This is a genomic window from Streptococcus sp. 10824 (assembly GCF_013276595.1).
In the GTDB taxonomy this organism is placed as follows: domain Bacteria; phylum Bacillota; class Bacilli; order Lactobacillales; family Streptococcaceae; genus Streptococcus; species Streptococcus pseudopneumoniae.
In genome coordinates this window covers 1-13,357 of the sequence record NZ_VMLH01000124.1, presented here as the reverse complement: position 1 = coordinate 13,357, position 13,357 = coordinate 1, and the positions used below count along the sequence as shown (strand labels likewise).

The window sequence follows — 13,357 nt, the reverse complement described above, 5'->3', positions numbered from 1 at the left end:
CAGTAGGAAATAGTGCAAGCGTTTTCTTTGGTTTGTCAAAGAAATTCTTACTTTTGAGAAGTTTTCCGTATTATTTTATATATCAGTATAAATAATGGAAATAATACTCAATGAAAATCAAAGAGCAAACTAGGAAACTAGCCGCAGGCTGTACTTGAGTACGGCAAGGCGACGTTGACGTGGTTTGAAGAGATTTTCGAAGAGTATAAAAATGTCACATAAGACAAGACGTATTATTAGGAAGAGGATGTGTTCCCAGCTATTTTTATTCAGAAATTAATCTCTAATATTTCTTTAAAAAGTTCATCTAGCGAAACTATAAATAGGAAGAGAAAAAGCTAGCGCTTCTCAAGTTTTATCTAGTTTCCAAACTATAGTATTTACTGGAAATCTAAAGAAAATATCAGAAAAATTCAGCAAACGTTTTCTTCTTATTTTCTTGACTTTTTTGCTGATTTGTGCTTGACTTTTACTTGAAATTTGATAAACTATAGACAAATAAGAAAACGTATTCATTTAAAAACGGAGGAATAAGGAATGAATCAAGAAAAACGTTTGCATTGCTTTGTCAAAAAGTGCGGACTCGGTGTGTGTAGTGCTGTTGTTGCGGCCTTTTTATTGAACGCTCAGGGAGTAGCTTTGGCTACAGAGCAAGGGAATCGTCCAGTTGAGACAGAAAACATCGCTCGTGGAAAACAAGCTAGTCAAAGTTCTACTGCTTATGGAGGAGCTGCTACACGAGCAGTGGATGGTAATGTTGATAGTGACTATGGGCACCATTCTGTAACGCATACAAACTTTGAAGACAATGCTTGGTGGCAAGTTGATCTTGGAAAAACAGAGAATGTTGGAAAAGTTAAACTCTACAATCGTGGAGATGGGAATGTAGCTAATCGTCTTTCCAATTTTGATGTTGTTTTGTTAAATGAAGCAAAACAAGAAGTTGCTCGTCAACACTTTGATAGTTTGAATGGGAAGGCAGAACTTGAAGTTTTCTTCACCGCCAAAGGCGCTCGTTATGTAAAAGTGGAGTTGAAAACTAAAAATACCCCATTGAGCTTGGCAGAAGTGGAAGTGTTCCGTTCAGCAACAACTCAAGTTGGACAGGATAGAACTGCACCAGTAGTAGATCAAACATCAGCATTGAAAGACTACCTTTTTGGCTTAACTTATAATCCTTTGGATATTTTAACTCGCAAGGGAGAAACCTTAGAAAATCGCTACAACACAAGTGCTAAGGAACAAAATGGAGAGTTTGTCGTTGTAGAAAAAATCAAGAAAACTCTCTCTACAGGCACAGCAGATGTTTCCATCAATGGAAATCAAAATGTCTTCCTAGGTGGCTTGTATAAGGCAAACCAAAATCTGCTAGAAAATCAGCCAGAATTGATTAGTCTTGCCCGTGCAAAGGGGACAGTCAGCGTCGATTTACCTGGTATGATTCAGTCTGACAGCCGAATTGAAGCAGATCCTACAACTAGTGGTATGCAGTCTGCGATGAATACCTTGGTTGAAAGATGGACAAAGAATTACTCATCTAGCCATTCCGTTCCTGCCCGTGTTCAGTATGAATCAACTACAGCCTATAGCATGAACCAATTGAAAGCAAAATTTGGTGCAGACTTTGAAAAAGCAGGCGCACCGCTCAAGATTGACTTTGAGGCTGTGCAAAAGGGTGAAAAGCAAATTGAAGTTGTAAACTTTAAACAAATCTACTATACAGCGACATTTGATGCACCGACCAATCCAGCAGCTGTATTTGACAAGAGTGTAACACCTGAAGATTTAAAACAAAGAGGCGTTGATTCACAAACTCCACCTGTATATGTATCAAACGTTTCTTACGGACGTCAAATCTATGTTAAGTTTGAGTCAACAAGTAAGTCTACTGAATTAAAAGCAGCTATCAATGCGGTTATCAAAGGCGCAACAATTGCTCCAAATTCTGAGTGGAGCCGTCTATTGAAGAATACTTCTGTAACAGCGGTAATTGTAGGAGGTAATGCTAGCGGTGCCGCCAAAGTTGTCACAGGAACAGTCGAAAACTTGAAGGAACTCATCAGAGAAGGAGCTAACTTTAGCGCTCAAAGTCCAGCTGTGCCAATCTCATATAAGACTGCCTTCCTAAAAGATAATGCCCAAGCAACTTTACAAAATAGTACAGACTATATCGAAACGAAGGTTACTTCTTACAAAAATGGTTTCTTGAAACTTCATCATAAGGGCGCTTATGTTGCGCGTTACTACATCTATTGGGATGAAATTACATATGATGAACAAGGAAATCCAGAAATTCGTTCACGTCAATGGGAAGATAACGGAAAAAACAGAACTTCAGGCTTCCAAACAGAGATTCAATTTAAAGGAAATGTCCGTAATCTTCGTATCAAGGTTCAAGAAAAGACGGGTCTTGTATGGGAACCATGGCGTACAGTTTACAACCGCACAGACTTACCACTAGTACAACAGCGTACAATTACACATTGGGGAACAACTCTAAACCCTAAAGTTGATGAAAAAATTGTGAATGAGTAACAATTTGATTTACTTGATTCGATAGTAAACAGTGAAGAGGAGGAACTTCGATTTCTCCTCTTTTATGATTGACTTTTGAGAGAATGAAAGGGTAACTTCTATAGCAGATTGAAACTAGAATAGTACGTTGTTGCTATTAAAACATTTCTAGAAATTAAGTTGACTTTCCCAATAGATTTGTTCATGTCTTATTTCAATTCAATATAAAACTAACTTCCAGTTTTCCACAACCTAGCTTTTAGTATGAGAAAAAATGCGTTGTTACAGACATAAGGAGCTTTTTGAGAAGTGGGCAATCCGTGCAATCAGATTTGACGGATGTTGGATGCATGATGCGATTGCGCTTGATTTCCTTCGAAATCATTGACGGGCCTTTTCCCATCTTCTCAACGATGGAACGGAAAGTCTCACACTTAATTCCACCATAAAAATCCGTTTTAGACTAATTTCCACTTTGGTTAGGCGAGTGGAAGTTACTTTGAGAACTTACCCCAGCCAAAATTAACAATAAAAAAGAAAAATATCTTGACAAGCAAGGGAAAATTTTGTTACAATAATAGACGGTACTTTTTACTTTTGGTCTCTCAAGAGTGTACAGGGACGTGCTGACAAATGTTGCAAAAGTACACACAGATGATAGCTGTCACCAAGTGTATCATCACCAAAAATAAAAAAACACAGGAGAATGTAGATGCCTACAATTAACCAATTGGTTCGCAAACCGCGTAAATCAAAAGTAGAAAAATCTAAATCACCAGCTTTGAACGTTGGTTACAACAGTCATAAAAAAGTTCAAACAAACGTTTCTTCACCACAAAAACGTGGTGTTGCAACTCGTGTTGGAACAATGACACCTAAAAAACCTAACTCAGCCCTTCGTAAATTTGCTCGTGTACGTTTGAGCAACCTTATCGAAGTTACTGCCTACATCCCAGGTATCGGACACAACTTGCAAGAACACAGCGTGGTTCTTCTTCGTGGTGGACGTGTAAAAGACCTTCCAGGGGTACGTTACCATATCGTCCGTGGTGCACTTGATACTGCAGGTGTTAACGATCGTAAACAAGGCCGTTCTAAATACGGTACTAAACGTCCAAAAGCATAAGGAAAGGGGATAAAGAGAAATGAGTCGTAAAAATAGAGCTCCAAAACGTGACGTATTGCCAGATCCGCTTTACAATTCACAACTAGTTACTCGTCTTATCAACCGCGTTATGCTTGATGGTAAACGTGGTACAGCTGCTTCAATCGTTTACGGTGCCTTTGAGCAAATCAAAGAAGCTACTGGAAACGATGCACTTGAAGTATTTGAAACAGCTATGGAAAACATCATGCCTGTACTTGAAGTACGTGCACGTCGTGTTGGTGGTTCTAACTACCAAGTCCCAGTTGAAGTTCGTCCAGAACGTCGTACAACACTTGGACTTCGTTGGTTGGTAACAATCGCTCGCCTTCGTGGTGAACACACAATGCAAGACCGTCTTGCAAAAGAAATCTTGGATGCTGCTAACAACACTGGTGCAGCAGTTAAGAAACGTGAAGACACTCACCGTATGGCTGAAGCTAACCGTGCATTCGCACACTTCCGTTGGTAAGATTAAGATACTAAGGGCGTTAAAAAAGCGACTGAAAATTAGGAAGCTTGACGAAGAATCGAAGATTCTAGGAGAGCTTATCTATTTTCCGAGCTTTTAGCCCGGGTTCAAATTAGCTAAATCGATTAGTATTAGCTATAACTCAACTTACCAGCTCGTAAGTTGAAACCAACAGTAGCATGAAAACATTGAGAACGGGTAGGTCCTGCCTATCCGTTTTTATTAAAATCATGTTATAATAGAATAGAAATCAAAAATAAATAGGAGAAACAAACCTCATGGCACGCGAATTTTCACTTGAAAAAACTCGTAATATCGGTATCATGGCTCACGTCGATGCTGGTAAAACAACAACTACTGAGCGTATTCTTTACTACACTGGTAAAATCCACAAAATCGGTGAAACTCACGAAGGTGCGTCACAAATGGACTGGATGGAGCAAGAGCAAGAACGTGGTATCACTATCACATCTGCTGCGACAACAGCTCAATGGAACAACCACCGCGTAAACATCATCGACACACCAGGACACGTGGACTTCACAATCGAAGTACAACGTTCTCTTCGTGTATTGGATGGTGCGGTTACCGTTCTTGACTCACAATCAGGTGTTGAACCTCAAACTGAAACAGTTTGGCGTCAAGCAACTGAGTACGGAGTTCCACGTATCGTATTTGCCAACAAAATGGACAAAATCGGTGCTGACTTCCTTTACTCTGTAAGCACACTTCACGATCGTCTTCAAGCAAATGCACACCCAATCCAATTGCCAATCGGTTCTGAAGATGACTTCCGTGGTATCATCGACTTGATCAAGATGAAAGCTGAGATCTATACTAACGACCTTGGTACAGATATCCTTGAAGAAGATATTCCAGCTGAATACCTTGACCAAGCTCAAGAATACCGTGAAAAATTGATCGAAGCAGTTGCTGAAACTGACGAAGAATTGATGATGAAATACCTTGAAGGTGAAGAAATCACTAACGAAGAATTGAAAGCTGGTATCCGTAAAGCTACTATCAACGTTGAATTCTTCCCAGTATTGTGTGGTTCAGCTTTCAAAAACAAAGGTGTTCAATTGATGCTTGATGCGGTTATTGACTATCTTCCAAGCCCACTTGATATCCCAGCAATTAAAGGTGTTAACCCAGATACAGACGCAGAAGAAACTCGTCCAGCATCTGACGAAGAGCCATTTGCAGCTCTTGCCTTCAAGATCATGACTGACCCATTCGTAGGTCGTTTAACATTCTTCCGTGTTTACTCAGGTGTTCTTCAATCAGGTTCTTATGTATTGAACACTTCTAAAGGTAAACGTGAACGTATCGGACGTATCCTTCAAATGCACGCTAACAGCCGTCAAGAAATTGACACTGTTTACTCAGGTGATATCGCTGCTGCCGTTGGTTTGAAAGACACTACAACTGGTGACTCATTGACAGATGAAAAAGCTAAAATCATCCTTGAATCAATCAACGTTCCAGAACCAGTTATCCAATTGATGGTTGAACCAAAATCTAAAGCAGACCAAGACAAGATGGGTATCGCCCTTCAAAAATTGGCTGAAGAAGATCCAACATTCCGCGTTGAAACAAACGTTGAAACTGGTGAAACAGTTATCTCTGGTATGGGTGAGCTTCACCTTGACGTTCTTGTTGACCGTATGCGTCGTGAGTTCAAAGTTGAAGCGAACGTAGGTGCTCCTCAAGTATCTTACCGTGAAACATTCCGCGCTTCTACTCAAGCACGTGGATTCTTCAAACGTCAGTCTGGTGGTAAAGGTCAATTCGGTGATGTATGGATTGAATTTACTCCAAACGAAGAAGGTAAAGGATTCGAATTCGAAAACGCAATCGTCGGTGGTGTGGTTCCTCGTGAATTTATCCCAGCGGTTGAAAAAGGTTTGGTAGAATCTATGGCTAACGGTGTTCTTGCAGGTTACCCAATGGTTGACGTTAAAGCTAAACTTTACGATGGTTCATACCACGATGTCGACTCATCTGAAACTGCCTTCAAGATCGCGGCTTCACTTGCCCTTAAAGAAGCTGCTAAATCAGCACAACCAGCTATCCTTGAACCAATGATGCTTGTAACAATCACTGTTCCAGAAGAAAACCTTGGTGATGTTATGGGTCACGTAACTGCTCGTCGTGGACGTGTTGATGGTATGGAAGCACACGGTAACAGCCAAATCGTTCGTGCTTACGTTCCACTTGCTGAAATGTTCGGTTATGCAACAGTTCTTCGTTCTGCATCTCAAGGACGTGGTACATTCATGATGGTATTTGACCACTACGAAGATGTACCTAAGTCAGTACAAGAAGAAATCATTAAGAAAAACAAAGGTGAAGACTAATCCGTCCTCACTCTAGAAGGAAGTCACTTAGTGGCTTCCTTTTGTCTTTAGAAAATACCTCTAAATATGGTAAAATAGTAGGAGAATAATGTGAGGAAAATGAATGTCAAACAGTTTTGAAATTTTGATGAATCAACTGGGGATGCCTGCTGAAATGAGACAGGCTCCTGCTTTATCACAGGCTGATATTGAGCGAGTTGTAGTTCATAAAATTAGTAAGGTATGGGAGTTTCATTTCGTATTTTCTAATATTTTACCGATTGAAATCTTTTTAGAATTAAAGAAAGGTTTAAGCGAAGAATTTTCTAAGACAGGCAATAAAGCTGTTTTCGAAATCAAGGCTCTGTCTCAAGAATTTTCAAACCAACTCTTACAGTCCTACTATAGAGAGGCTTTTTCTGAGGGTCCATGTGCTAGTCAAGGCTTTAAATCTCTTTATCAGAATTTGCAAGTTCGTGCTGAAGGCAATCAACTATTTATTGAAGGTTCAGAGGCGATTGATAAGGAACATTTTAAGAAAAATCACCTTCCTAATTTAGCCAAACAACTTGAAAAGTTTGGTTTTCCAACTTTCAACTGTCAAGTAGAGAAAAATGATGTGTTGACCCAAGAGCAGGAAGAGGCCTTCCATGCTGAAAATGAGCAGATTGTTCAAGCGGCCAATGAGGAAGCGCTCCGTGCTATGGAACAACTGGAACAGATGGCGCCACCTCCAGCGGAAGAGAAACCAGCCTTTGATTTTCAGGCTAAAAAAGCTGCAGCTAAACCCAAGCTGGACAAGGCGGAGATTACTCCTATGATCGAAGTGACGACGGAGGAAAATCGTCTGGTCTTTGAAGGGGTTGTTTTTGATGTGGAGCAAAAAGTGACCAGAACAGGGCGTGTTTTGATCAACTTTAAAATGACAGACTACACTTCCAGTTTTTCTATGCAAAAGTGGGTTAAGAACGAGGAAGAGGCTCAGAAATTTGATCTAATTAAGAAAAATTCTTGGCTCCGAGTCCGTGGGAATGTGGAGATGAATAACTTCACACGCGATTTGACTATGAATGTGCAGGATGTGCAGGAAGTTGTTCACTATGAGCGGAAGGATTTGATGCCAGAAGGTGAGCGTCGGGTTGAGTTTCATGCTCATACTAACATGTCGACCATGGATGCTCTACCAGAGGTCGAAGAGATCGTTGCTACAGCTGCTAAGTGGGGACACAAAGCAGTTGCTATCACGGACCATGGGAATGTCCAGTCCTTCCCACACGGCTATAAGGCGGCTAAGAAAGCGGGAATTCAGCTGATTTATGGAATGGAAGCCAATATCGTGGAGGACCGTGTCCCTATCGTCTATAACGAAGTGGAGATGGACTTGTCAGAAGCGACCTACGTGGTTTTTGACGTGGAAACGACAGGACTTTCAGCTATCTATAATGATTTGATTCAGGTTGCAGCCTCTAAGATGTACAAGGGGAATGTCATTGCTGAATTTGATGAATTTATCAATCCCGGGCATCCCTTGTCAGCCTTTACTACTGAGTTAACTGGAATTACAGATGATCATGTCAAAAATGCCAAACCACTAGAACAAGTTTTACAAGAATTCCAAGAATTTTGTAAGGATACGGTTCTAGTTGCCCACAATGCCACCTTTGACGTTGGCTTTATGAATGCCAATTATGAGCGTCATGGTCTGCCAAAGATTAGTCAGCCAGTTATTGATACGCTGGAGTTTGCTAGAAACCTCTATCCTGAGTATAAACGTCATGGTTTGGGGCCTTTGACCAAGCGTTTTGGTGTGGCCCTAGAACATCACCATATGGCCAACTACGATGCGGAAGCGACAGGTCGTCTGCTCTTTATCTTTATCAAAGAGGTAGCAGAAAAACATGGTGTGACCGATTTAGCTAGACTTAACATTGATTTGATTAGTCCAGATTCTTATAAAAAAGCTCGGATCAAGCATGCGACCATTTATGTCAAAAATCAGATAGGTCTAAAAAATATCTTTAAGCTGGTTTCCTTGTCTAACACTAAGTACTTTGAAGGGGTACCACGGATTCCGAGAACGGTTCTAGATGCCCATCGGGAGGGCTTGATTTTAGGATCAGCCTGTGCAGAAGGCGAAGTTTTTGATGCGGTCGTTTCTCAAGGTGTAGATGCGGCGGTTGAGGTGGCCAAGTATTATGACTTTATCGAGGTCATGCCACCAGCTATCTATGCTCCCTTGATTGCCAAGGAGCAGGTCAAGGATATGGAAGAACTCCAGACCATTATCAAAAGTTTGATAGAGGTTGGAGAACGTCTTAGCAAGCCTGTTCTGGCTACGGGAAATGTCCACTATATCGAACCGGAAGAAGAGATTTATCGTGAAATTATCGTCCGTAGTTTGGGACAGGGGGCTATGATTAACCGAACCATTGGTCATGGAGAACATGCCCAACCAGCTCCTCTGCCAAAAGCCCATTTTAGAACGACCAATGAGATGTTGGATGAATTTGCCTTCTTGGGAGAGGAATTAGCTCGTAAACTGGTTATTGAAAATCCCAATGCCTTGGCAGAAATCTTTGAACCTGTTGAAGTTGTTAAGGGGGATTTGTACACGCCTTTCATCGACAAGGCGGAAGAAACGGTCGCTGAATTGACCTACAAGAAGGCCTTTGAGATTTATGGAAATCCGCTGCCAGATATCGTTGATTTGCGGATTGAAAAAGAATTAACCTCTATTCTGGGGAATGGATTTGCCGTGATTTATCTGGCATCGCAGATGCTGGTGCAACGTTCCAATGAACGGGGTTACTTGGTTGGTTCTCGTGGGTCTGTTGGTTCTAGTTTCGTTGCGACCATGATTGGGATTACAGAGGTCAATCCTCTCTCTCCTCACTATGTCTGTGGTCAGTGTCAGTACAGCGAATTTATCACCGATGGTTCGTATGGTTCAGGATTTGATATGCCCAATAAGGACTGTCCAAACTGTGGTTATAAACTCAGTAAAAACGGACAAGATATTCCTTTCGAGACCTTCCTTGGTTTTGATGGGGACAAGGTTCCCGATATTGACTTGAACTTCTCGGGAGAAGATCAACCTAGCGCCCACTTGGATGTACGCGATATTTTTGGTGAGGAATATGCCTTCCGTGCAGGAACGGTTGGTACGGTGGCTGCCAAGACTGCCTATGGTTTTGTCAAGGGTTACGAGCGGGACTATGGCAAGTTTTATCGTGATGCAGAGGTAGAACGCCTCGCTCAAGGTGCTGCTGGTGTCAAGCGGACAACAGGACAACACCCGGGGGGAATCGTTGTTATTCCGAACTACATGGATGTCTATGATTTCACGCCTGTTCAGTATCCAGCGGATGATGTGACGGCTGAATGGCAGACCACTCACTTTAACTTCCACGATATTGATGAGAACGTCCTTAAACTTGATGTACTGGGACATGATGATCCGACCATGATTCGAAAACTGCAGGACTTGTCTGGGATTGACCCTAATGAAATTCCTATGGATGATGAAGGCGTGATGGCCCTCTTTTCTGGGACTGATGTGCTAGGGGTAACACCTGAGCAAATCGGAACGCCGACGGGTATGCTGGGAATTCCAGAGTTTGGAACCAACTTTGTACGTGGAATGGTAGACGAGACGCATCCGACAACTTTTGCGGAGTTGCTGCAGTTGTCAGGATTGTCCCACGGTACCGATGTCTGGTTGGGAAATGCCCAAGATTTGATCAAGCAAGGAATTGCGGACCTATCAACTGTTATCGGTTGTCGGGACGACATCATGGTTTACCTCATGCATGCTGGTCTCGAGCCTAAGATGGCCTTTACCATCATGGAACGGGTACGTAAGGGCTTGTGGCTCAAGATTTCTGAAGAAGAGAGAAATGGCTACATCGAAGCCATGAAGGCTAATAAGGTGCCAGAGTGGTATATCGAGTCCTGTGGGAAAATTAAGTACATGTTCCCTAAAGCCCATGCGGCAGCCTACGTTATGATGGCCTTGCGTGTAGCTTACTTCAAGGTTCACCATCCCATTTATTATTACTGTGCTTACTTCTCAATCCGTGCTAAGGCCTTTGATATAAAGACCATGGGTGCGGGCTTGGATGCCATCAAACGCAGAATGGAAGAAATCTCTGAAAAACGGAAGAACAATGAAGCATCTAATGTGGAAATTGACCTCTATACAACTCTTGAGATTGTCAATGAAATGTGGGAGCGTGGTTTCAAGTTTGGCAAACTCGATCTCTATCGTAGTCAGGCAACAGAGTTCCTCATTGATGGGGATACCCTCATTCCGCCATTTGTAGCAATGGATGGTCTGGGAGAGAACGTTGCCAAGCAGTTGGTGCGTGCGCGCCAAGAAGGAGAATTCCTCTCTAAAACCGAACTACGCAAGCGCGGTGGGCTCTCATCAACCTTGGTTGAAAAGATGGATGAGATGGGCATTCTCGGCAATATGCCAGAGGATAACCAGTTGAGTTTGTTTGATGAGTTGTTTTAAAAAATTGTTTAATCATCTATCAAAAGAGGCTAATGTATATCCAATAGATTTACATTGGCTTTCTTTTTTGTTAAAATAGTCTATAGAAAGAGGGTGAGAGTATGTCAAAGACGAGTATGAGCATCCGTTTGGATAGTGACGTGAAGGAGCAGGCCCAACAGGTGTTTAATAATCTGGGAATGGATATGACGACTGCCATCAATATTTTCCTTCGTCAAGCTATTCAATATCAGGGTTTACCTTTCGATGTTAGACTAGACGAGAATCGGAAGTTGCTTGAGGTATTAACGGATTTAGACCAAAATCGTAATATGAGCCAATCCTTTGAATCAGTCTCTGACTTGATGGAGGATTTGCGTGCTTAAGATTCGTTATCATAAACAGTTTAAAAAAGATTTTAAGTTGGCTATGAAGCGTGGTTTGAAGGCAGAATTATTAGAAGAAGTTTTAAATTTTCTTGTTCAAGAAAAAGAACTTCCTGCTAGATATCGTGATCATCAATTGACGGCATCCAAGCATTTTCAAGGAGTTCGTGAATGCCATATCCAGCCAGATTGGCTTTTGGTTTATAAAGTAGACAAGGAAGAATTGATTTTAAATTTGCTGAGGACAGGCAGTCATAGTGATTTGTTTTAATCTATTTTAAGGGGGTTCTCATGAAACTTAGAATATTCGCAGAAGATAAACCGAACCAAAAAGTCTTTGATTATCAGCTGGAACTGGATTCGGATAAAATTTTGAAAGCAACAACTTTGATTTGTGCTACGGTAGCAGCGGTTAGCCTGCTATCCCTGTTTAAAGAAAAATAGAAAAGAGAAAATTACATGGTTTTACCAAATTTTAAAGAAAATCTAGAAAAATATGCGAAATTATTGGTTGCGAATGGAATCAATGTGCAACCTGGTCACACTTTGGCTCTTTCTATCGATGTGGAGCAACGTGAGTTGGCGCATCTAATCGTGAAGGAAGCTTATACCTTGGGTGCGCATGAGGTCATCGTTCAGTGGACAGATGATGTCATCAACCGTGAGAAATTTCTCTATGCTCCGATGGAGCGTTTGGACAATGTGCCAGAATACAAGGTTGCTGAGATGAACTATCTTTTGGAGAACAAGGCTAGCCGTCTTGGGGTTCGTTCATCTGATCCAGGTGCTTTGAACGGAGTGGATGCTGACAAGCTATCAGCTTCTGCCAAAGCTATGGGACTTGCCATGAAGCCAATGAGAATCGCAACTCAATCCAATAAGGTTAGTTGGACTGTTGCAGCCGCTGCTGGACTTGAATGGGCCAAGAAAGTCTTTCCAAATGCTGCGAGCAACGAAGAAGCAGTTGATCTCCTTTGGGACCAAATCTTCAAAACTTGCCGTGTCTACGAAGAAGATCCTGTTAAGGCTTGGGAAGAGCATGCAGCTATCCTCAAGAGCAAGGCAGATATGCTTAATAAAGAACAATTTTCAGCCCTTCACTACACAGCGCCAGGAACAGATTTGACCCTTGGTTTGCCGAAAAACCATGTTTGGGAATCAGCTGGTGCTATCAATGCGCAAGGAGAAGGATTCTTGCCAAATATGCCGACAGAGGAAGTCTTCACAGCGCCTGACTTCCGTCGCGCAGATGGTTATGTCACTTCTACAAAACCGCTTAGCTACAATGGAAATATCATTGAAGGCATTAAGGTAACCTTTAAGGATGGAGAAATCATAGACATTACTGCTGAGAAGGGTGATCAGGTCATGAAAGCCCTTGTCTTTGAAAATGCGGGTGCGCGTGCCTTGGGTGAATGTGCCTTGGTACCAGATCCAAGCCCAATTTCTCAGTCAGGCATTACATTCTTCAACACCCTTTTCGATGAGAATGCGTCAAATCACTTGGCTATCGGTGCAGCCTATGCGACTAGCGTAGTTGGTGGAGCGGATATGAGCGAAGAGGAGCTTGAAGCCGCGGGGCTTAACCGTTCAGATGTTCACGTAGACTTTATGATTGGTTCTAACCAAATGGACATCGATGGTATCCGTGAGGATGGGACACGTGTACCACTCTTCCGTAAGGGAGATTGGGCAAATTAAGGAGATAATATGTTAGGAAGTATGTTCGTTGGTCTCCTAGTGGGATTCTTGGCAGGTACTCTGACCAATCGTGGAGAGCGAATGGGATGTTTTGGAAAAATGTTTCTAGGCTGGATTGGTGCCTTTATAGGGCATTTTCTTTTTGGGACTTGGGGACCGATAATAGCAGGAACTGCCATTATTCCGGCAGTACTAGGTTCCATGATTGTCTTAGCGATTTTCTGGAGACGAGGAAGTTAATTTCTTAAATCTGATACTCAATGAAAATCAAAGAGCAAACTAGGAAACTAGCCGCAGGCTGCTCAA

Annotated in this window: 10 protein-coding genes and 1 pseudogene; 10 read left to right on the top strand and 1 reads right to left on the bottom strand. The window is 42.0% G+C overall.

What is annotated here, in order from left to right:
- The first annotated feature begins 537 nt into the window (after window positions 1–537).
- Window positions 538–2,535, top strand: a complete 1,998-nt coding sequence (locus tag HT701_RS10120) for a thiol-activated cytolysin family protein (RefSeq protein ID WP_172931490.1) — start codon at window positions 538–540, stop codon at window positions 2,533–2,535.
- 257 nt (window positions 2,536–2,792) lie between these two features.
- Here HT701_RS10120 and HT701_RS10115 read toward each other — a convergent pair.
- A pseudogene (locus HT701_RS10115) lies at window positions 2,793–2,953 on the bottom strand (helix-turn-helix domain-containing protein); the annotation flags it as partial.
- Window positions 2,954–3,226: 273 nt separating this feature from the next.
- On the opposite strand from HT701_RS10115, the gene rpsL reads away from it, so the two are divergent.
- The 9 genes from rpsL to HT701_RS10070 all read left to right on the top strand — a co-directional run bounded on the left by rpsL (window position 3,227) and on the right by HT701_RS10070 (window position 13,291).
- Entirely contained in the window at window positions 3,227–3,640 is a 414-nt protein-coding gene (gene rpsL, locus HT701_RS10110; RefSeq protein WP_001142332.1) for a 30S ribosomal protein S12, read from the top strand.
- A 19-nt stretch (window positions 3,641–3,659) separates the two neighbouring features.
- The gene (rpsG, locus tag HT701_RS10105; RefSeq protein WP_000087873.1) at window positions 3,660–4,130 is read left to right on the top strand and encodes a 30S ribosomal protein S7; all 471 of its coding nucleotides are present in this window, start codon (window positions 3,660–3,662) and stop codon (window positions 4,128–4,130) included.
- A 278-nt stretch (window positions 4,131–4,408) separates the two neighbouring features.
- Entirely contained in the window at window positions 4,409–6,490 is a 2,082-nt protein-coding gene (gene fusA, locus HT701_RS10100) for an elongation factor G (RefSeq protein WP_045612723.1), read from the top strand.
- A gap of 103 nt (window positions 6,491–6,593) precedes the next feature.
- A complete protein-coding gene (locus HT701_RS10095) occupies window positions 6,594–10,985 on the top strand; it encodes a PolC-type DNA polymerase III (protein ID WP_172931489.1) in 4,392 nt (1,463 codons plus the stop codon).
- A 101-nt stretch (window positions 10,986–11,086) separates the two neighbouring features.
- Window positions 11,087–11,350, top strand: a complete 264-nt coding sequence (locus HT701_RS10090) for a type II toxin-antitoxin system RelB/DinJ family antitoxin (RefSeq protein WP_172931488.1) — start codon at window positions 11,087–11,089, stop codon at window positions 11,348–11,350.
- Window positions 11,343–11,621, top strand: a complete 279-nt coding sequence (locus HT701_RS10085; protein WP_042900272.1) for a type II toxin-antitoxin system YafQ family toxin — start codon at window positions 11,343–11,345, stop codon at window positions 11,619–11,621. The genes HT701_RS10090 and HT701_RS10085 overlap by 8 nt, the downstream gene beginning before the upstream one ends.
- A 20-nt stretch (window positions 11,622–11,641) precedes the next feature.
- Window positions 11,642–11,794: a hypothetical protein gene (locus tag HT701_RS10080; protein ID WP_172931487.1), complete on the top strand. Its 153-nt coding sequence runs from the start codon at window positions 11,642–11,644 to the stop codon at window positions 11,792–11,794.
- Between the two features lie 15 nt (window positions 11,795–11,809).
- Window positions 11,810–13,051 carry an aminopeptidase gene (locus HT701_RS10075; RefSeq protein WP_172931486.1) on the top strand — a complete coding sequence of 414 codons (1,242 nt, stop codon included), beginning with the start codon at window positions 11,810–11,812 and terminating at the stop codon, window positions 13,049–13,051.
- Between the two features lie 9 nt (window positions 13,052–13,060).
- On the top strand, window positions 13,061–13,291 hold the full coding sequence (locus HT701_RS10070; RefSeq protein WP_172931485.1) for a GlsB/YeaQ/YmgE family stress response membrane protein: 231 nt from the start codon (window positions 13,061–13,063) through the stop codon (window positions 13,289–13,291).
- The last annotated feature ends 66 nt before the right edge of the window (window positions 13,292–13,357 follow it).